Annotated in this window: 17 protein-coding genes and 1 pseudogene; 7 read left to right on the plus strand and 11 right to left on the minus strand. The window is 63.9% G+C overall.

Features of this window, described 5'->3' with window-relative positions:
• Positions 1 to 34: 34 nt before the first annotated feature.
• The 8 genes from EG244_RS08620 to EG244_RS08655 all read right to left on the minus strand — a co-directional run bounded on the left by EG244_RS08620 (position 35) and on the right by EG244_RS08655 (position 8,764).
• Entirely contained in the window at positions 35 to 271 is a 237-nt protein-coding gene (locus tag EG244_RS08620) for a VPEID-CTERM sorting domain-containing protein (RefSeq protein ID WP_124964598.1), read from the minus strand.
• Between the two features lie 277 nt (positions 272 to 548).
• Positions 549 to 3,908, minus strand: coding sequence for a DNA translocase FtsK (locus EG244_RS08625; RefSeq protein ID WP_124964599.1), 3,360 nt, complete (start codon positions 3,906 to 3,908; stop codon positions 549 to 551).
• A gap of 10 nt (positions 3,909 to 3,918) precedes the next feature.
• Positions 3,919 to 5,097, minus strand: coding sequence for an aminotransferase class I/II-fold pyridoxal phosphate-dependent enzyme (locus tag EG244_RS08630; RefSeq protein WP_124964600.1), 1,179 nt, complete (start codon positions 5,095 to 5,097; stop codon positions 3,919 to 3,921).
• 140 nt (positions 5,098 to 5,237) lie between these two features.
• Positions 5,238 to 5,447, minus strand: a complete 210-nt coding sequence (locus tag EG244_RS08635) for a Trm112 family protein (protein ID WP_124964601.1) — start codon at positions 5,445 to 5,447, stop codon at positions 5,238 to 5,240.
• Positions 5,444 to 6,091 (minus strand): LON peptidase substrate-binding domain-containing protein, encoded by a 648-nt coding sequence (locus EG244_RS08640; RefSeq protein WP_124964602.1) that lies wholly within the window; start codon positions 6,089 to 6,091, stop codon positions 5,444 to 5,446. The genes EG244_RS08635 and EG244_RS08640 overlap by 4 nt, the downstream gene beginning before the upstream one ends.
• A gap of 56 nt (positions 6,092 to 6,147) precedes the next feature.
• Positions 6,148 to 7,056: a thioredoxin family protein gene (locus EG244_RS08645; RefSeq protein WP_124964603.1), complete on the minus strand. Its 909-nt coding sequence runs from the start codon at positions 7,054 to 7,056 to the stop codon at positions 6,148 to 6,150.
• Positions 7,057 to 7,171: 115 nt separating this feature from the next.
• A complete protein-coding gene (locus EG244_RS08650; protein ID WP_124964604.1) occupies positions 7,172 to 7,960 on the minus strand; it encodes an exodeoxyribonuclease III in 789 nt (262 codons plus the stop codon).
• Positions 7,961 to 8,077: 117 nt separating this feature from the next.
• On the minus strand, positions 8,078 to 8,764 hold the full coding sequence (locus EG244_RS08655; RefSeq protein WP_124964605.1) for a response regulator transcription factor: 687 nt from the start codon (positions 8,762 to 8,764) through the stop codon (positions 8,078 to 8,080).
• Positions 8,765 to 8,930: 166 nt separating this feature from the next.
• Between EG244_RS08655 and ribA the strand changes: the two genes are divergently transcribed.
• Together ribA and EG244_RS08665 are read left to right on the plus strand one after the other, a co-directional pair.
• Entirely contained in the window at positions 8,931 to 10,019 is a 1,089-nt protein-coding gene (gene ribA / locus EG244_RS08660; protein ID WP_124964606.1) for a GTP cyclohydrolase II, read from the plus strand.
• Positions 10,016 to 10,537, plus strand: coding sequence for a L,D-transpeptidase family protein (locus EG244_RS08665; RefSeq protein ID WP_124964607.1), 522 nt, complete (start codon positions 10,016 to 10,018; stop codon positions 10,535 to 10,537). Before ribA ends, EG244_RS08665 begins: the two co-directional genes overlap by 4 nt.
• A 24-nt stretch (positions 10,538 to 10,561) precedes the next feature.
• Here the strand turns inward: EG244_RS08665 and EG244_RS08670 are convergent, their stop codons facing one another.
• Both EG244_RS08670 and EG244_RS08675 read right to left on the minus strand, forming a co-directional pair.
• The gene (locus EG244_RS08670; protein WP_124964608.1) at positions 10,562 to 11,221 is read right to left on the minus strand and encodes a YggS family pyridoxal phosphate-dependent enzyme; all 660 of its coding nucleotides are present in this window, start codon (positions 11,219 to 11,221) and stop codon (positions 10,562 to 10,564) included.
• Positions 11,222 to 11,307: 86 nt separating this feature from the next.
• On the minus strand, positions 11,308 to 12,342 hold the full coding sequence (locus EG244_RS08675) for a porin (RefSeq protein ID WP_124964609.1): 1,035 nt from the start codon (positions 12,340 to 12,342) through the stop codon (positions 11,308 to 11,310).
• A 263-nt stretch (positions 12,343 to 12,605) separates the two neighbouring features.
• Here EG244_RS08675 and EG244_RS08680 point away from each other — a divergent pair, with 263 nt between their 5' ends.
• From EG244_RS08680 to EG244_RS08700, 5 genes are all read left to right on the plus strand, one after another.
• A complete protein-coding gene (locus tag EG244_RS08680) occupies positions 12,606 to 13,127 on the plus strand; it encodes a DUF3576 domain-containing protein (protein ID WP_124964610.1) in 522 nt (173 codons plus the stop codon).
• A 90-nt stretch (positions 13,128 to 13,217) separates the two neighbouring features.
• Positions 13,218 to 15,776 (plus strand): leucine--tRNA ligase, encoded by a 2,559-nt coding sequence (gene leuS, locus EG244_RS08685; RefSeq protein ID WP_124964611.1) that lies wholly within the window; start codon positions 13,218 to 13,220, stop codon positions 15,774 to 15,776.
• Complete coding sequence (gene lptE, locus EG244_RS08690; RefSeq protein WP_124964612.1) at positions 15,763 to 16,248, plus strand: LPS assembly lipoprotein LptE; 486 nt, start codon at positions 15,763 to 15,765, stop codon at positions 16,246 to 16,248. Before leuS ends, lptE begins: the two co-directional genes overlap by 14 nt.
• The gene (gene holA / locus EG244_RS08695; RefSeq protein WP_124964613.1) at positions 16,245 to 17,270 is read left to right on the plus strand and encodes a DNA polymerase III subunit delta; all 1,026 of its coding nucleotides are present in this window, start codon (positions 16,245 to 16,247) and stop codon (positions 17,268 to 17,270) included. Before lptE ends, holA begins: the two co-directional genes overlap by 4 nt.
• Positions 17,271 to 17,306: 36 nt before the next feature.
• Complete coding sequence (locus EG244_RS08700; RefSeq protein ID WP_124964614.1) at positions 17,307 to 17,897, plus strand: glutathione S-transferase family protein; 591 nt, start codon at positions 17,307 to 17,309, stop codon at positions 17,895 to 17,897.
• Between the two features lie 944 nt (positions 17,898 to 18,841).
• Here the strand turns inward: EG244_RS08700 and EG244_RS20930 are convergent.
• Positions 18,842 to 19,294, minus strand: a pseudogene (locus EG244_RS20930) (integrase core domain-containing protein); the annotation flags it as partial.
• Positions 19,295 to 20,601: the final 1,307 nt, after the last annotated feature.

Raw genomic sequence — 20,601 nt, forward strand, 5'->3', positions numbered from 1 at the left:
GAGGGCTGCGGTCGTCTTCAGATGCATAATCCGCTCAGGCACGACGGCGCGAGCGTTCCCAGGCAAAAGCCAGCGCCACGAGAACCGCAGCCACAGCCAGCGCAGAGCTGGTGACGTCAATCTCCGGCACGGTCGTTGGCGGCGGACGATGGCCGCCCCCGAAGATCCAGTCAAAATTCGACCAGCTGTTCCCGCCCCAGGACTGGGCCATGGCCGGAGCAGCGGTGGCCAGAAAAACGCCGGCCGCAGTCAGACTTTTAACGAAAGCCATTTTAAAAACTCCATAAAGGCAATTTCACATCCGCCGTTCATCCTACGCTCCCGCGCTGAATTAAAATCAAGAACTTTCATCGAATGCGTTGGAAAACCCGACCACGCCACAACGGCTGATGCTGCACTTGCTGGTAATGCAACCTTAGCGTGGTTAATCCCTTCTCCAGACGAAACAATCCGCTCTCTCAGCGGTTGTGGCTGCCGTCAGGATCGCCCTGCAAAAAGGCGCAGCGAATCACCTCGCTGCGCCTTCTCTGATTCGGGATCCGGCAGCCTCAGTGCTCCGGCAGCAGGATTTCGCGCTTGCCGACATGGTTGGCGGAAGACACCACGCCATTGTCCTCCATCTGCTCCACCAGGCGGGCGGCCTTCTGATAGCCGATGCCCAGCTTGCGCTGGATATAAGAGGTCGAGCACTTCCGATCGCGCGCCACGATGGCCACAGCCTGGTCGTAAAGCGCATCCTCTGAGTTCTCACCACCGCCAAGGCCAAGGATCTGGTCGATGTCATCGGCCTTGTCATCCTCGGGGCCATCCACCACGCCCGACATATAAGACGGCGGGCCGAAGGACTTCAGGTGGTTCACGATCTCTTCAACCTCTTCATCCGAGACGAAGGGGCCGTGGATCCGGCTGATCCGGCCGCCACCGGCCATGTAAAGCATATCGCCCATGCCCAGAAGCTGCTCGGCGCCCATCTCACCCAGGATGGTACGCGAGTCGATCTTCGAAGTGACCTGGAAAGAGATCCGGGTCGGGAAGTTCGCCTTGATGGTGCCGGTGATGACGTCGACCGAAGGCCGCTGCGTCGCCATGATCAGGTGGATGCCCGAGGCCCGCGCCATCTGCGCCAGACGCTGGATGCAGGCCTCGATCTCTTTGCCCGCCACCATCATCAGATCGGCCATCTCATCGACGATGACGACGATATAGGGGAAGGGCTGCGGCTCGAACTCATCGGTCTCAAAGACCGGATCGCCGGTTTCCTCATCAAAGCCGGTCTGGATCGTGCGCTTGAACATCTCGCCCTTGGCCAGCGCCTCGCGGACGCGGCCGTTATAGCCCTCAATGTTGCGCACGCCCATTTTGGACATCTTGCGGTAACGCTCTTCCATCTCGCCGACGACCCATTTCAGGGCGACGACCGCCTTTTTCGGGTCGGTCACAACGGGCGAAAGCAGATGCGGGATGCCGTCATAGACCGACAGCTCCAGCATCTTGGGGTCGATCATGATCAACCGGCATTCTTCCGGCGTCAGCTTGTAAAGCAGCGACAGGATCATGGTGTTGATCGCCACCGATTTGCCTGAGCCCGTGGTCCCTGCGATCAGCAGGTGGGGCATCTTGGCAAGGTTGGCGATGATCGGCTCACCGCCGATGTCTTTGCCCAGGGCCAGCGGCAGGCGCATATTGCTGTCGCCGAAATCGCGTGCCGTCAGGATCTCGCGCAGCACGACCTTTTCGCGGTGCACATTCGGCAGTTCAATCCCGATGACCGAGCGGCCCGGAACGGTCGAGACCCGCGCCGAAAGCGCCGACATCGAGCGCGCGATGTCGTCTGAGAGGCCGATCACCCGGCTGGCCTTCAGGCCGGGCGCGGGTTCCAGCTCATACATGGTGACCACAGGGCCGGGGCGGACCGAGACGATCTCGCCCTTCACGCCATAGTCTTCCAGCACCGATTCCAGCATCCGGGCGTTGTCTTCCAGCTGCTCGTCGGAAAGGTGATGGCGCTCAATGCTGGCCGGATTGGTCAAAAGCGCCAGCGGCGGGGCCTCATAGGCGGCACTCACGCGGTCCTCAAAGGTGACCGGAGCGCGCATCGCCGGAGCGGCAGGCATGGCGCGGGGGGCCGCAACCGGCACGGCCGGTGCAGGGCGGCGCAGAACCGGGGCAGCAGGTGCGGGCGCGCGGCGAATATCGGGAACGACCATCGGCGCGGCGACCGGAGCAGGCTGAACCGGCGCGCGCAGCGGCGGGGCCGCAGCCGCTTCCCAGGCCGCCTCTTCATCGGCATCCTCGTCGTAGCCGAAATCCTCATCCGCTACGGGGGCGCTGAGCCTGGGCTCGCGGCGCAGATCGACCCGGCGACCTGAAGCGGCATTCCCCTGCGGCGCGTCGCTGCGGGCAATTTCGGGGGCGCGCAGATCCTCATCGTCAAACTCACTGCCATCGCCGTCATAGCCGGTCCAGGACAGATCCTCGCCCGCTTCAATCACGGCGTCATAGCCGCCGGTTTCATCCGGGGCTTCCAGCTCAAAGCTCTCTTCATAGTGCGGCGCGCGGCGCATCGGCGCGGCAGCCGGAGCCGGAGCCGGGGCCAGCTGCGTCCGCGGATCAGGACCGGGGCTTACAGCCAGACGCATCGGCGCTTCGGGCACCACAGCCTGAACCACCTGAGCGACAGCCGCAGCACTCGCCACGCCCGCCACGGTCGTGGTCATAGCATCGCGGGCCGAGATCTGACGCGCCTGGGCCGCCGCCACCGCGCGGGAGACCGCCGGATGAACCGGGACATCGCCGCGACCGCGCTGCACGGGCGGCTCAATACGGCCACCGGGCACCACGGGCGGGGCCACTGCGGCGCGGGATTTGGCGCGGATCGCGTCATTGATCCGCTCACGGATGCGGTCGGGGGTCGGGGCTTCGACCGTGCCCGCATAGGCGACGGGTTCGACCAGTTCCGGCTCGGGCTCGGGCGCGCGGCGGATCAGGCCCTCAACACGGGCGCGCAGCGAGCGCACGGCCTCCCCTGCCCCGCTTTGGGGGGGCTGCTGGGGGGCGTAACCGGCAGGCGCACGGCTTTCCAGACGCGGCTCGGCGGCCAGACGCGGCGCGGCGCCCCGCAGGCGCGGAGCCGGAGCCGGAGCCGCGGGGATGTCATAGTCTTCGTCGTCAACCAGCGCGTCACGCTGCGCCCGGCGGGCGGCGTATTTCTCGCGCATTTTGCCGCCGAGATCGGTGGCCCCGGAGGCCGCCCGCAGGCCGAGTTTCTGCAGACCGCTCAGCAGCCAGCCATAGGCCACGATGCTGCCAAACATCAGAAAACGCCCCGTGCTGCGCAGCTCTGCCCGGTCAAAGCCCAGCGAGAAGAGCCCCGTGGCGATCATCGCGCCGGCCAGCAACACGGCGGCGATCTTCAGCGCCACACCCGCGCTCAGCGGGGCAACCCCGATCAGCGCGCCGAGGATGGTATCGCCGAACAGCCCGCCCAGACCAAAGCTGTGCACCCAGGTGCCGCCCGGCACATGGGTCGCCGCATAGGCCGAGGCCGCAATCACAAAGGTCCAGCCAAAGAAGGCGCGGCCCAGGGCGCGGTCACTGCCACGGTGCAGCATGAAGCGCAGACCCCAGCCCGCCACCAGAATCGGCAGCGTCCAGGCCGCTTTGCCGATGATGATGATCAGCGTCGAGGAAATCGCCGCGCCCAGACGGCCAAAGAAGTTCTGCGCCGGCTCATCGGTGGCGACCATCCAGCCGGGATCATCGGGCGAATACGTGCTCAACATCAGCCCGAGGCCAAGGCCCGTGACAATCAGCAAAAGGCCCAGCAGCTCTCTGCCGCGCCGCTCCACCATCGCCTGGGTGTTGCGATCCAAAAGCGGATCGCGCTGCCGTGCGTTGTAACTCGCCATGCGGTCAACCTCAGCCGTAGAGGCAATCGCGAATCCGTTCGAGGCCGCGACGCGTTTCGTCCGCAGGGGCCACAAGGGCTGCCCTGATATACTCTTTACCCGGATTTTCGCCGTTTACGGTCTGCGCCAGATAAGCGCCCGGCAGAACCCGCACACCGGTCTCCTGCCAGAGCTTCACCGCAGCCGTTTCCCCATCTTCAACCGGCAGCCACAGGAAGAAGCCGCCGTCCGGCATAGTCACGCCCTGATGGCCCGCAAAGACCACCTCTGCATCGCGGAACTTCGCCTGATAAAGCGCGCGGTTCGCGACGACATGCTCTTCGTCCTGGTAAAGCCGCTCGGCCACCGCCTGCAGCGGCAGCGGCACGGCGGCCCCGGCATAGGATTTCAGCTGGCGCATCTCTTTGATGGATTTCACGCCGCCCGCCACAAAGCCCGTGCGCAGACCCGGCACGTTGGAGCGTTTGGACAGCGAGTTGAACACCACCACCCGCTCAGGATCCGCGCCATGGCGATCCGCCACTTCGAGAAGGCCGGGCGGCGGGGTCAGGCGCCAGATCTCAGAATAGCATTCATCGCAGAAGACCTGGAAATCATGCTTTTCCGCCAGATCGAGCAGATCCGCCAGATACGCCGCCGGAGCCACAGCCCCCTGCGGGTTCGCGGGCGAGCAGATATAGGCCACCGTGGTGCGGTCAAGGATCTCAGCGGGCAGGCTGTGATAATCGGGCAGATAGCCGGTCGCGGCCCCGGCGGGCACATAGACAGGCTCCGCCCCCCCGGTCAGCGAGGCGATCATATAGACCGGGAAGAAGGGATTCGGCATCAGAACGACGGGGCGCTTGCCGTTTTTCGTCTCCGGCGAGAGCGCCAGAAGCGCGTTGAACAGCGCCTCTTTCGAGCCATTGGCCACCATCAGGCGGTTTTCCGGCACCGCAACGCCGTAGCGCTTGCCGATCCATCCTGAAATCGCGTTCAAAAGGCCCGGAGCGCCATCCGCAGGCGGATATTTCGCAAATCCGCCAAGGCTTTCCGCCAACACCTGGCCAACAAAATCCGGGAAAGGATGCTGCGGCTCACCCAGCGTCATCGACAGCGCCGGGCCGCCTGCGGGCACATGATCAAGCAGCGTCCTCAGACGCGGGAATGCATACTCCGGAAGATCGGAGAACCGCTCAGGATAAGCCATGACTGCGCCTCGGGTCTTTCGGGGTCATCACGCCCCGTTCCAACCCAAACTCTAACTGCCTTTTACAGTTGGGTCCAGAAAAAGCCCGCAATCAGCAACAGTTGCGTGACTGAAATGGCACGGAGGCGCCAGGGCGGGCGTCAGTCGATCTCGCGGGCTTCTGAGACCAGCATCACCGGAATGCCACCGCGCACCGGGAAGGCGAGGTGGGCGGCGCGGCTGATCAACTCCTGGCTGTTGCTGTCCCAGGACAGCGGCGCGCGGGTCACCGGGCAGACCAGAACCTCCAGCATATGGCGGTCAAAGGCGGCCGGGGCGGCGGCGTCTTCAGGGCGGTCGGTGGTGCTCATTGCATCGATTCCTCAGGCTCAGGCCCGGCGTGAAGGGCATATTCGATCAGCGCGATCAGCGCTTCACGGCGGTCAGACAGGGTCGGCGCTTCCAAAAGCGCCTGTTTGTCGCCCGGCCCGAAGGGGCAGAGCATGGAAATGGCGTTGATCAGCAGCTCATCCCCGGCCTCCGCCAGCGCTGCCCATTCGGTCTGCAGCTGACGCGCCTCAAAGAAGCGGCGCAAAAGCGGGATAAAGCGGCCGCGATCAAGGCCGGGATCGGTCTCCGCGCCCGCACGGTCGGCGCCAAAATCCGCCCAGTCGACCCGGGCGCGCCGCCAGGGCTGAAAGCCGGTCTGCTCATCGAGCAGACGAAAGCGCGACAGACCCGTCAGCGTGATCAGATAGCGCCCGTCGCCGGTCTCGGTGAACTGGCTGATGCGGCCCGCACAGCCGATCGGTACCAGAGCGCCATGACCATCGTCACGCAGCTCTCGTGGCTGGATCATACCGATCACCCGCTCAGGCGTGCGGATCGCCTCTTCGACCATGGCCAGATAGCGCGGCTCAAAGATATGCAGCGGCAGACGCCCGCGCGGCAGCAACAGCGCCCCCGGCAGCGGAAACAGCGGGATTATCCCCGGCAGATCACCCTGAAGCGTCAAAGCCCGTCCTTTCCGTCGCGGGCAGCGGGCAACACAGCCCCCTGCCCTGTTTCGTCTCAGACAAAAATCATCGACGAAAGGCGGCGGCGGCCTTTCAGAACGATCGGATCCTGCGGCTTCAGCGCATCAAAGATGGTGAAGAGCTGGGCCCGTGCCGCGCCCTCATTCCACTCGCGGTCGCGGCGGAAGAGTTCCAGCAGCTGATCAACCGCGCCCTCAATATCGCCCGCCGCATGAAGGGCAAGCGCCAGATCAAAGCGGGCCTGGGGATTTGACGGATCAGCCTCAAGCTGCGCCGTCAGCTCGGCCACGGGGCCCGCTTCGGCGGCCTGCAGGGCCAGATCAAGCTGCGCCTTCGCGCCTTCCCAGTCTTTCGAAGCGCGGATCGCCGCGGGCGCGCCCTCAAGGATCTGCGCGGCGCGGTCGGTGTCGCCAAGTGCCAGATGCGCACGCACAAGGCCCCCGAAAGCGACCGAGCTGGTCGGATCTTCCTCAAAGATCGCCGCGAAGGTCTCAGCCGCATCGGCGGCCTCTCCCTCAGCCAGCATGGCTTCTGCGGCCTCAATGGCCTCAGAAAGACCGCCGTCGCCGCCGAGGGCTGCGATTTTATCAACGAACTTCGTGATTTCCGAGCCAGGCAGCGCGCCCTGGAAGCCATCAACCGGCTGGCCTTTGAAGAAGGCATAGACCGTAGGGATCGACTGAATGCGCAACTGCCCCGCGATGCCCTGGTTCTGGTCCACATCGACCTTCACCATCTTCACCCGGCCCTTGGCCGCGGTCACCGCCGCCTCCAGCGCCGGACCGAGGGTTTTGCAGGGGCCGCACCACGGCGCCCAGAAGTCCACAATAACCGGCACCTCCTGCGAGGCGTCGATCACGTCCTGCATGAAGGTTGCCTCCGAGGTGTCTTTGATCAGATCATTGCTGACAGTCTGCGGTTTCGTTTCTGCGAACCCGAACATCCGGCCCCTCCTGGAAAAAGTCTTTGACCCTATATGCGCCCGACAGTCCCGCCTGCCAAGAGGGGGCCGGGGCGCTTTGCACCCCTGTCAGGGGTGCAGTTTCACCACATGAGGATCAAAGATCGAAGGTGGCAAAGACCGGGACGTGATCCGAGGGCTGCTCCCATCCGCGGGTGGTGCGCAGGATGCGGCTGGAATGGGCCGAGGCTTTGATATCGCCGGTGGCCCAGATGTGATCGAGACGGCGGCCTTTGTCCGCCGCATCCCAGTCGGGCGAGCGGTAGGACCACCAGGAAAAGAGCTTGCCCGAGGGAATATCCTGGCGGGTCACATCGGCCCAGCCGCCGGCCTCCATCACATCGGTCAGGTGGTTCACCTCAACCGGGGTGTGGCTGACGATTTTCAGAAGTTTCTTGTGGTCCCAGACGTCATCTTCGCGCGGCGCGATGTTCAGATCGCCCACGAGGATCGATTTCTGCGGCTTTTCTTCGGCAAAGACGTCGCGCATCTCGGTCAGAAAATCGAGCTTCTGGCCGAATTTGATGTTCTGTGCGCGGTCCGGGATATCGCCCCCGGCGGGGACGTAGAAATTATGGATCACCACGCCGTTTTCCAGCCGCGCCGCCACATGGCGGGCATGGCCGAGGGCGGCGTAATCGCGGTCGCCCGCATCCTCGATCGGCAGTTTTGACAGGATCGCCACGCCGTTATAGCCCTTCTGGCCACGCGCCACGACATGGGTATAGCCAAGCGCGCGAAAGCCTTCGAGCGGCATCTTGTCGACCGGAGATTTGATCTCCTGCAGACAGAGAATATCCGGGGTCTCCTCGCCCAGCAGACGCGTTACCTGGGCCTCCCGCAGACGCACGGAGTTGATGTTCCAGGTGGCAAGCGTGAAGGACATGGCGGGTCTCCGGCCTCAAAGTTTCGGGGCGGAGACTAGCCGGGGGCCGGGTGTGACGCCAGCCCGGAGCCTGCGTAAAAACGCCCGGAGGCCATGACGGCTCCGGGCGCATACTCGTTACAAAACCAGTTTGTAGCCGCCGCTTTCCGTGACCAGCAGCCGCGCATTGGCGGGATCGGGCTCAATTTTCTGGCGCAGACGGTAGATATGGGTTTCCAGCGTATGGGTGGTGACCGAGGCATTATAGCCCCAGACCTCATGCAGCAGCACATCGCGCGGCACCACGGCCTGACCGGCGCGGTAGAGGAATTTCAGGATATTGGTCTCTTTTTCCGTCAGCCGCACTTTGCGCTCTTTGGCGTCGACCAGCATCTTTTGCGCAGGCTTGAAGGTATAGGGGCCAAGCTGGAAGATCGCGTCTTCCGACTGCTCGTGCTGGCGCAGCTGGGCGCGGATACGCGCCAGCAGCACCGCGAATTTAAAGGGCTTGGTGACATAGTCATTCGCGCCCGCATCGAGACCCAGAATGGTATCGGCATCCGAATCATGGCCCGTCAGCATCAGAATGGGGGCCTTCACGCCGCCCTTGCGCATCCGCTTGCACAGCTCGCGCCCGTCGGTATCGGGCAGGCCGACATCGAGGATGATCAGATCGAAGTGATCGGCGCGGGCTTTATCCATCCCGTCCGCGCCGTTTTCGGCCTCAAAGACGTCGAAGTCCTCGGTCATCACCAGCTGTTCGGACAGCGCCTCGCGGAGATCATCATCATCATCCACCAGCAGGATTTTGCGCAGGTTCGCCATGGGACCTCCTTTTCATTCTCTTGCCCAAGACCTGGGGCCGCAGAGCCGCCCCTTCAAGTTTTGCGACAGAGTTTCACACCGACGTGAGCAGATCAGCCCTTTTGTTTCAGAAATCACCCGCTTCCTTTCTCTTGCCCCCCGCAGGCGGCGGGGCTATCGCAGAGGAATGAGCCTGATGCCGACCCTGACCGAACGTCTGAACCGTGCCCGCGCAGATCTGCGTATGGGCCTTCCGGTGGTGCTGAGTGATGCGGGCCGCGCCCTTCTGGTGGCGGCGGCTGAGGTGCTGACGCCCGAGCGGCTGTCGGATCTGCGCAATCTTGGTGCGCCGGTTCTGGTGCTGACCTCGCGGCGGGCCGAGACGCTGAAGGCGCGCGCCTATGACGGCGATCTGGCGCGGATCGTGGTGCCGGGCGATGCGGGCCTTCACTGGCTGCATGCGGTGGCCGATCCCCGCGATGACCTTTCAACACCGATGAAGGGCCCCTTTGCCAGTCTGCGCGAGGGCCCGGCGGATCTGCACCGCGCAGGCATTCAGCTGGCGAAATCGGCGCAGCTTCTGCCCGCTGTGGTGGCGGTGACGATTGACGACGGCTTTGGCTTTGCCGCCCGTCACGGGCTGACGCTGCTGCCGCTGGCGGAAGCGGGGCCGGATCTCTTTCGCGCGGGCGAAATGCATCCGGTGGTCTCCGCCCGGGTGCCCATGGTCGCCTCTGAGGCGGGGCGGGTGCATATCTTCCGCCCCGAAGACGGCAGCACCGAGCATTACGCCATTGAGATCGGCCAGCCCGACCGGGCAAAGCCGGTGCTGGCGCGGCTTCATTCGGCCTGTTTTACCGGCGATGTCCTTGGCTCTCTCAAATGCGACTGCGGCCCGCAGCTGAATGCGGCGCTGCGCCAGATGGGGACCGAGGGCGCGGGGGTGCTTTTGTACCTCAACCAGGAAGGCCGCGGCATTGGTCTGGCCAATAAGATGCGCGCCTATGCGCTGCAGGATCAGGGCTTTGACACCGTTGAGGCCAACCACCGCCTTGGCTTTGAAGATGATGAGCGCGATTTCCGCATCGGCGCCGCGATTCTGCGTGAGATGGGATTTGGCGCGGTGCGCCTTTTGACCAATAATCCCAACAAGGTTGCCATGATGGAGGCCCGTGGCCTTTCGGTGACCGAGCGTGTGCCCCTGCGGGTCGGCGAGACGCCGCAGAACCGCGCCTATCTGGCCACCAAGGCCGCCAAATCAGGACATCTGCTATGACGCTTTCGCCCTTTGATCTGGTCGTAACGCCCCAGGGGCTGCGCTTTATGAACCGCCTCCACCCCTGCACCGTCGGGCGCGGCGGCGTGGTCCCGGCTGCGGTCAAACGCGAAGGCGATGGCGCAAGCCCCGAGGGGATGCACCGCATCGTCGGCATGTTCTACCGCCCCGACCGCATCGCGAAACCCAATTCCTGGGCCGAGCCGATCCGGCTGACCGATCTGTGGTCCGATGACTCCGGGGATGAAGATTACAACCAGCTGGTCAAAGCCCCCTATGCGCCGAGCCATGAAAAGCTGCGCCGGGGCGATCCGATGTATGACCTGATTCTGGTGACCGACTGGAACTGGCCGATGGCCCTGCCCGGCAAAGGCTCTGCCATCTTCGTGCACCAGTGGCGCGGACCCTGCGCGCCCACGGCGGGTTGCATCGGACTGTCGCGTCGCGATCTGCACCGCATCGCCGCCCGGATTGAGCCGGGCAGCCGCCTGATCATCGGGCCGCGTCACGTACAATAAATCAGGGGGCTTCGGCCCCCTTTTTCAGGCTTTCCGGGCCGCGCGCTCGCCAAAAAGCGCCGATCCCACGCGCACATGGGTCGCGCCATGGGCGATGGCGAGTTCAAAATCGCTGCTCATGCCCATCGACAGCCCGGCCAGGTCATTGCGCCTGGCGATCTCTGCCAGCCTTGCGAAATGCGGGGCGGCATCTTCGCCATCGGGCGGAATGCACATCAGCCCTTTGACCGAGAGATCCATCACCCGGCAGGCGGCGATGAAATCATCCGCCATCTCCGGCAAAATCCCCGCCTTTTGCGGCTCAGAGCCGGTGTTGACCTGAATATAAAGATCGGGGCAGACGCCCGCCGATTGCGTCAGCCGCGCCAGACGCTCGGCAATGGAGGGGCGGTCGACCGAGTGGATCGCCTCAAAAAGCTCCAGCGCCTGGGCGGCTTTATTGGTCTGCAGCGGCCCGATCATATGGACCTTCACGCCCGGATGGCGCGCCCGCAGCCCCGGCCATTTGAAGGCCGATTCCTGAACGTAGTTCTCGCCAAAGAGCCGATGCCCTTCCTCCAGCACCGCCTCAATCCGGTCGAGCGGCTGCAGCTTGGATACCGCGATCAGCTCCACCGAGCCGGGGGTCCGGCCATGGGCTGCTTCAGCGGCGCGAATGCGGGAGAGAATATCATCGAGTGCCATAGCCGTCTTCTAAGCCGCCTGCCCCCGGTTTTCAAAAGAAAAGAGCGGGCCAAAGGCCCGCTCTCTCCCGTTCTGTTCTGATAAAATCAGAAGCGGAACGACACGCCGAGGTCAGCGCGGGTGGTTTTCTGGGTGGTGCGCTCAACGCCGCCGACGATCGAAGCGCCGCCGCCGAGGTTGTACGAAGCGCCCAGGCCGTAGGAGGTTTTCGAGGTCTCAGTGGTGGTGGCGCGACGTGCGTCCGGAGCTTCCGACTGGTTAGCAACATAGGCAGCAATGGTGGTTGCGCCCATGGTGTACGAACCGTTCAGGACGTACTTGTTAACCTTGTTGTTGCCTTTGCCGTTCTGTGCAGCAGCGAAGCCAACGCCGAAGTCCTGGATTTTGCCGTCGAACGAGACAAAGAATTTGTCCTGCCAGTCGAGGTTCGAATCCTGGAAGCCGAGAGCCGCAGTCCAGCCGCTGAAGTTATACGAACCCCATGCAGCGAGACGCTTCGCGGTACCATTGATGCCGCGCAGATCATCGTGGCTATAGGTCAGGTGGCCTTTGAAGTCGCCAGCCGAGTACAGAACCTCGACGCCTTCAGCGCCCGAACCGCCCGACGAATATGCATCCCAGTCAAAGGTGCGGAAGGTGGTGGTGACAACACCAGCATCATCGCGAACTGCGCGGTCAACGTTGAACACAACGCTGCCCCACGACAGACCGGTCAGCGAGGTGCCGCGCGAGTAAGCGTTCGGAGCCTGCTCGATTGCACCGAGGACGTTGCCGACAGCAACTTCGAAGCCCTGGTAGCGGGCGAACAGACGTGCGCCTGCGCCCATGGTGTTTCCACCGGTCGCAGCAGCGTTCGAACGCTCTTCGTTACGCAGACGGACGCGTGCACCGAAGGTGACGCCGTTGTCAGCGGTGGTCGAAGCGTCGATGTTCAGCGAGTAACGCTTTTCCAGACGGGTTTTGCTGTCGTTGCCGGTAGCGCCGTTCCAGTTTGCATCACCAACAGTCGCGTCGCTGTTGTACATCACGCCGAAACGGGCGTCGCCCGAGAAGGTCACGTCTGCTGCAGCAACGCCAGCCGACAGGGTCAGCGCGGTCGAAGCGATCAGAAACTTTTTCATGTTGTTCCCTCGTTGTCTTAAGTGCGCCCTGACCGACGTTCCGATCAGAGTATGCAATCCTGTTTCCACCTCCCTCCCCTCTATTGCAACGATTAGGGCAACAGATGCGCCAACTCGCCCCCGGTTGGTGCATCCATGCCACAGTGTCGCACCCCCCCTTTTTTTTCGCCCCCGGGCGTGCCGTCGCGGCGGGTCACGCGCGGGGCTTGCCCGGACCAGGGCGAGCCGATAGACAGAACGGGATATTGCCGGAGGTCCAGCCCATGATCCGCAACCATCCTTTGCGCTCAGCGCTTTTGAGCGCCGCGCTGCTCGCCCTTGCGGGCTGTGGCAACAGCCTCTTTGGCACGGCGACGCCGGGCGAAGACCCGTTCTGGGAACAGCGCCTCTCGCGTGAGCAGCAGCAGAATATGTCGGGCTGGAATGAGGCCGACCGCAAAACCACCCTGCGCAGCCTCTTTGGCGGCAAGGGCGAAGGCGATGTCGGCACCAACGTCAACCGCTACCTCTGGAACGCCAGCCTTGATGTGCTGAACTTCCTGCCGGTGGAATCGGTCGATCCCTTCACGGGCGTGATTTCAACCGGTTACGGCACGCCCCCCGGCGGCCGTCAGGCTTACCGCGCCACGATCTATATCTCGGATCCCGCGCTTGATGCCCGCTCGCTGAAGGTCGCCCTGCAGACCCGTGGCGGTGGCCCGGTTTCGGCCCAGGTGGCGGCCCAGGTTGAGGAAGCGATCCTCACCCGCGCCCGGCAGCTGCGCTCGCGCGATTCGCGCCTCTGAAGATCTGCAAAGGCTGGCAATCGCCGCCTCACGCGCTATAACCACGCCGGGCCGCTGATGCGCCCGGCGTTTTTACTGACAGGATGCCCGATGTCCCGCTATACCCCGTCCGAGATCGAACCGAAGTGGCAGACCGAATGGGATGCAGCGGGCGTTTTCACCGCAAAAGTCGATCCCGCTAAGCCGAAGTTCTACGTGCTTGAGATGTTCCCCTATCCGTCGGGCCGGATCCACATGGGGCATGTGCGCAACTACACCATGGGCGATGTGGTCGCGCGCACCAAACTGGCGCAGGGCTTCTCGGTGCTGCACCCGATGGGCTGGGATGCCTTCGGGATGCCCGCAGAAAACGCGGCGATGGAACAGGGCGGCCATCCGGGCACCTGGACCTATAACAACATCGACGTGATGCGCGGTCAGATGAAGCCGCTGGGCCTGTCGATCGACTGGAGCCGCGAGTTCGCAACCTGCGATCCGGAATATTACGGCCAGCAGCAGGCGATGTTCATCGACATGCTGGGCGCGGGCCTTGTGTACCGCAAAAACGCTGTGGTGAACTGGGACCCGATCGATATGACGGTTCTGGCGAACGAGCAGGTCATCGACGGCAAGGGCTGGCGCTCGGGCGCGGCGGTGGAGCGCCGGGAACTGACGCAGTGGTTCTTCAAGATCTCGGATTACTCGGAAGAGCTGCTGAGCGCGCTTGATGGTCTGAAAGACTGGCCGGAAAAAGTCCGCCTGATGCAGGCGAACTGGATCGGCAAATCCCAGGGTCTGCAGTTCTCGTTTGAGACGGTGAACGCCCCCGCAGGCTTTGAGCAGATCGACGTTTACACCACCCGTCCCGACACCCTTCTGGGCGCAAGCTTCGCGGCCATCGCGGCTGAGCATCCGCTGGCGAAGGTGCTTGAGGCACAAAATCCTGAGATCGCGGCCTTTATCGCCGAATGCCGCAAGGGTGGCACCACCGCCGAAGATATTGAAACCGCTGAGAAAGTTGGCTTTGACACCGGTCTTCGCGTGCGTCACCCGCTGGATCCTTCGATTGAGCTGCCGGTCTGGATCGCGAATTTCATCCTGATGGATTACGGCACCGGCGCGATCTTTGGTTGCCCGGCGCATGACCAGCGCGACTTTGAATTTGCCACCAAATATGGCCTGTCGATCCCGCCGGTCTTTGTGGCCGAAGGCAGTGAAGAAGCCGAACTGACCGAGCCCTTCGTCCCCGCCAAATCCGAGCGCGTGCGCTATGTCCGCAACGTCGCGGGCGCTGAAGTGAAGACCGGCGAGCAGGGCATTCTTGATGCCATCGCTTTGGCCGAGGAAAAAGGCTTCGGCAAAGGCGTGACCAAGTTCCGCCTGCGCGACTGGGGTCTGTCGCGTCAGCGCTATTGGGGCTGCCCGATTCCGGTGGTGCATTGCGCGGCCTGCGGCGTGGTGCCGGAAAAGAAAGAGAATCTGCCGATTGAGCTGCCGCAGGATGTGTCCTTCGATCAGCCCGGCAATCCGCTCGACCGTCACCCGACCTGGCGCGATTGTGCCTGCCCGTCCTGTGGTGCGCCCGCCCGTCGCGAGACCGACACCATGGATACCTTCGTCGATTCGTCCTGGTATTACGCCCGCTTCACCGCGCCGCGCGCCACCACCCCGACCGACAAGGCCGAAGCCGATTACTGGATGAACGTCGATCAATATATCGGCGGCGTGGAGCATGCGATTTTGCACCTGCTCTATTCGCGCTTCTTCGCCCGCGCGATGCACAAGACCGGCCATCTGCCCGAAAAAGCCATTGAGCCTTTCAATGCGCTTTTCACCCAAGGCATGGTGACTCATGAGATTTACCTGACCCGCGATGCCAATGGCCGTCCGGTTTACCATCTGCCGGAAGACATCATCCGCTCGGAAACCGGGGCCACGCTGAAAGACGGCACCCCGGTTGAGCTGATTCCCTCGGCCAAGATGTCGAAATCAAAGAAAAACGTCGTCGATCCGATGAATATCATCGCCTCTTATGGCGCCGATACCGCGCGTTGGTTCGTGATGTCCGACAGCCCGCCCGAGCGGGATGTGGAATGGACCGCCGCCGGGGCTGATGCGACCTTCAAGCACCTCAACCGCGTCTGGAACCTCTCGGTCAAAGTGGCCGGGATGGAAGAGGGCGCAGCCACTGCCGGCGACAAAGACCTTGCCAAAGCCGTGGCCCGCGCGACGGAAGAAGTGACCCGCGCCATTGAGGGCTTTGCCTTCAACAAAGGCATCGCGGCGCTTTATGGCCTGACCAATGCCGTGGCTAAGGCGGAGGCTTCGGCCCCGGCGATGCGTCAGGCGATGCGCGATCTGGCCAAGCTGATGTCGCCCTTCACGCCGCATCTTTCCGAATCGATCTGGGTGGCCCAGGGCGGTGAGGGGATCTGCGCAACCTCGCCCTGGCCGAAAGCCGATCCGGCACTGCTGGTCGATGATGAGATCACCCTGCCGATCCAGATCAACGGCAAACGCCGCGGTGAAATCACCGTGCCGAAAGATATGCCGGCATCTGAGGTTGAAAAGATTGCCCTTGCGAACGAGGATGTGGTTCGCTTCCTGGCCGGTCAGCCGGTGAAGAAGCTGATCGTGGTTCCGGGGCGTATCGTCAATGTGGTCATCTGATCGTCGTAATTTTCTTGCCCTTCTGGCCGCCGCTCCGGTGGCGGCCTGTGGCTTCAGCCCGGCGATGGCGCCGGGCGGGGCTGGCCATGCGCTCTGGGAACAGGTTCAGATTGATGATCCTGCAGAGCGCACCGGCTTTAACTATGTCACCCGGATGGAAGAGCGCCTTGGCCGCGCCATCCGCCCGCGCTTCCGGCTGACCTGGACCTTCGCGACCCAAGCCGTCGGCGCGGCTGTCACGCCCAGCGGCAACATCACGCGCTATTCGCTGATCGGCCGGGTGAACTACAGCCTGATCCGGATTGAGGGCGGCCAGACCGTCACCTCAGGCAGCCTCGAAAGCTTTACCAGCTTCAACAACAGCGGCTCGACCCTGGCCTCCGTCACCGCCGAGCGCGACGCCTATGAGCGGCTTGCGGTGATTCTCGCCGATCAGACCATGGCCCGCCTGCTGGCCGCCGCGCCGAAATGAAGCTCTCAACCGCTGAGGCCGGACGGTTTCTCGCCGCCCCCTCCCCCGCGGCGCCGGGTTTTCTGATCTATGGCACCGATCCGATGCGCGTCGCGATCAAACGCGCCGAGGCCATTGCCGCCATCATCGGCCCCGAAGGCGAGGCTGAGATGCGGCTGACGCGGATGTCGGGCGCGGATCTGCGCCGTGATGGCGCGCTGCTGGCCGATGCCATCAAAGCGACCGGCTTTTTTCCGGGGCCCCGTCTGGTCTTTGTCGAAGAGGCCGGTGACGGGCTTGCGCCGCTGATCCTTCAGGCCCTGGCCAGCTGGAAGCCCGGGGATGCTCAGGTTCTGGTGACCGCAGGGCAGCTGGCCGCCAAATCCGCGCTGCGCAAACTCTTTGAGGCGCATCCCGCCGCCCCCTGCATCGCGATTTATGACGATCCGCCCGGTCAGGCCGAGATTGAAGCACAGCTGAAAAAGGCGGGCCTGCGCGAAATCTCGCCCGCTGCGATGCGCGATCTGATGGCGCTTGGCCGCGCGCTCGATCCCGGTGACTTCCGCCAGACCCTTGAAAAGATCGGGCTTTATAAGTGGGGCGACCAAAGTCCGCTGGCCTCTGAGGATGTCGCCGCCTGTGCCCCCTCTACCGTTGAGGCCGAGGTGGATGACGTGCTGCATGCCGCGGCCGAAGGCCGGATGAGCGATGTGGCCACCCTGATGCGCCGCCTCGAAGCCCAGGGCATCGCGCCGGTGACCCTTGCGATCCGCACGCTGCAACACTTCCGCGCGCTGCATGCCGCCGCCACCGATCCGGGCGGTGCGGCTTCGGGCATGGCAAAGCTGCGCCCGCCGGTTTTCGGGCCGCGCCGCGACCGCATGCTGCGTCAGGTGCAGAACTTCCGCCCCGAGCGGCTGGAAGAGGCGCTCGGGGCCATCACCGACACCGATCTGACGTTGCGCTCTTCGACAAAGGCCCCCACCATGGCGCTGGTGGAACGGCTGCTGCTGCGTCTGTCAGCATTGGCCCGTGCACGCTGAGGGGCGGTGCCGCCGCCCCCCGTCTGGGAGGGATGGATGTATAAAGTCTATGGAATGAGCCGCAGCCGCACGCTGCGGGTGCTGTGGATGCTTGAAGAACTGGGCCTGCCCTATGAGCATTTCCCCGTGGCACCCCATGATCCGGAACTGTTGAAGGTCAGCCCCGCCGGGAAAATCCCGGTGCTGGTGACACCGGACGGTGTGCTGACGGATTCGGTGGCGATCCTGCAGTATCTGGCGGATACCCATGGCAAATTCACCATCCCCCCCGGCAGCTTTGACCGCCCCCGGCAGGTCGCACTGACCCTGCAGATCCTTGATGAGCTGGAGGGGCTGATCTGGACCTCGGCGCGTCACAGCTTCATCCTGCCGCCCGAACGGCGGGTGGCAGCGGTCAAGGAATCGCTGCGGTGGGAATATGCCCGCAACGAGAAAGCCATCGCTGACCGGCTGGGCGAAGGCCCCTGGCTGATGGGCGATGAGATGACCGTGCCGGATTTCCTGCTCGCGCATTGCCTGACCTGGGCAAAGCTTGCCAAAATGTCTTCCGGTGATCCGCGTCTCGACGCCTGGCTGACCGGTGTCATGGCGCGTCCGGCCTTTCAGCGGGCCTCGGCGAAGGGCTGAACGCCTCAGGATCCGGAGACTATCGGTCCGGCCCGGGTCCATGCCCGCCGCGCATGGCAAGGGCCGTCAGCGCAGGGATCAGCACTCCGTGGTTGCTGCGCGAACAATCCGCGCGGCGGCTCAGCGGTCCATGCCGGGCTTGGGGATATACATCAGACCGCCTCGCCCCCATGGGCCGCGAAAGACAGATTACCCCTGCGGCTGCGCCGCATGCCCGGCAGCACCATCTGACTGGCGCGGGGACCTTCTCCCTGATCCGCCGGGGCAGTGCCCTGCCTCACGCAGATCCTGTCTCAGGCCGCTCCAGCCCCGGAAGATCGGCCCGCAGCGCCATGCTGCTCAGGATCGCGGCGACCGGGAGGGCTTTTCCGCCAAAGCCGTCTCAACCTGGCACGGCAGGACGGGCGGAAATCACCCCCTTCAGCTGCATCGCGCTGGCGCCCTCGGGCGTAAATGAGCACCCTCCGCGCAGCACCGCACCGACACGCCCCTGCAGCACCCTGGCCCCTTTGGGCCACTGAGACCGACAGCACCAGGTGAAGCCCAAAGAGGGACCCGCCGCGCAACGGCCCGAACCACATACGGCCCCGGTCGGCCGAACCCGCACGAGGGAGATGCCGCGGCCACTCCCCTCAAACCGCCGCCCCAAGCCGCTGTCGGCCTGCGAAAATTCAGCAAAATTCTGTGCTTGCCGTCCGGGCAGGAGACCGATGCCGATATCACCCACCGGGACATGCACCTCATCCACACCATCAACCTGCGGGACCCCAGTCCCACGGATCACCACCTGAATCTGTCCGGTACATTTCACCACATGACCGGCCCGCCGCGCGCCAGCCCCCCGAGGGCGGCGGTCATGCACCCAACGAAAAGCGCCTGGTGCGGTCGGGCGGTCTGTTCGGCCAGAGCTGCATGCCCGTATTGCCCCCCGCTTCACCGGGCACTCAGGCGGTTGCGATGTGAGCTGCAATGAACTGGCGTGGCGGCGCAGCTTCAGCCCTGAATGCGGGTGGTTTTCGGTGTAGGCCCCGAACCAGCCCGCGATCAATCCGGGAACGGTTCGGGCATCCGGTAAAGGCGTGATCCGGACGTAATCTCGTCTGAAGGTCTTTACGAATGCCTGCGATATCCCATTGCTCTGCGGACCTCTGGCAGGCGTGACGCAGGGCTTCGGGCCGATCTGGCGGGCAAAGATCCGGGTGTCTTTGGCGATATAAGGCGAGCCGTTGCCGGTCAGCCCCCCGCCAACGGAAGGCGCCCGGCAAAGGCCGAAGCGCCGCTCCACGGCCTCCGGCATGATGTCGCGGAGGTCCGAACCGCTGTGTCGGCGTGGACGACAGCCCTCCATGCGATGATCCCGCGAGCATGGCCTTCATCATGAAGGCACCGCGGACAATGCGAGTGCCGGGGACGTTATCCTCCACACTGCCGCCTTCGGGCCTGAGCCTGCGCCAACGACAGAGCAAATCGGGCGCTCCGCCATTGCTGTGTCTGTTGCGGCGGGCGACAACCGAAAGGCATATCCCCAAGCCTCCAGGCTGGTGCTGACATGTCCGGTCGACATGGGGAGAGTTCAACTCCATGGCCCCCGAAGGTCTCTGAAGCACGACAGCAGGCAGTTTTTCAGCCGTATGCCACCCCCCCCGGATGATACGGGCCTTGAGAAATCCTGGCCCTGCACGGCTGACGGCCTGAGTGCGGGCGGCTTTCCCGGACACTCAGACAGTGGCAGTGGGGAGGCACGGAAGTGGCTATGACCCTGACGCCGTGAAGAGGGTAGCCAATGCGCTGTCGCCCCCGTGAGAGCGCATTGGCTCTGGCAGAGAAGTGCGGCTTCAGCTCTGTGTTCGAAAGCGCGGTCACCCGGCGCGGAAGCATCTGCCACCATGAGACACAGCAGGCCACAGGCACACAGAGCCGGGGCGGAAAATCGGGCATGGCCTTTTGAAGAGGGCCCGTGAACTCATCAAAAAAAGCCTGTCGGCGGTCTGTAGCCCCTGAGCCGCCGTGAGAAGACCGGGCTGATCGTCGCCCTGAAAAATCGTCATCAGGCCCCGGAGTTCCTGGTCCGGTTGCGCCGCGCCCGCCCGCTCATAGTTTTATCACCGCGCGCGACTGTTCCACAGGCTATGTGTCTTTCTGTTCGGCCCGGGATGACCAACCCCCATCACGCACAGCTATCGCCGCCCCAGGAAGGCTCTGACGCGGCACTCCGTCCCGATCCCGGAAAACATGTGATGAAGCGAGAACCGCGGATCATCCCGAAGCCGAAGCAGCCCATAAAAATGAACTGTTGCAGAGCAAATGGTGGTGCCTGACGCGGCATCTTCGCCGCGGGTCCAATAGCCTGGGAAACGCCGGGGACAGCCGAAGAAAATCTGGCCGGAAGAAGTCCATTTACCTCTTGTGCCAACGGAATTTGGGGCCGCGAGCGCATAGCCCGCATTGACCGCGCTTTCCCTCATCGGCCTCAGCCATGGGATCTGCACCTCCGGGCGGGGGCGGGGCGAAACTCCCGCTTCCGCGCGATGAGGACTGCGCGCCTCTGCGCAGGGCCCCTCTTGCGCAGAGACGAGAACCGCTCAGCGGCCGGTTGGTCCCTGCTGCAGACTGTCTCTCTGCTCCTCTCCGGCCTCCTCCCCCTGCAGGATGGCAGCGAGCAATAACGAAGATGTTAACTGCCCTTCCCCCACTCTAAGGCGGG

It is taken from the genome of Falsigemmobacter faecalis (assembly GCF_003863335.1).
In the GTDB taxonomy this organism is placed as follows: Bacteria; Pseudomonadota; Alphaproteobacteria; order Rhodobacterales; family Rhodobacteraceae; genus Wagnerdoeblera; species Wagnerdoeblera faecalis.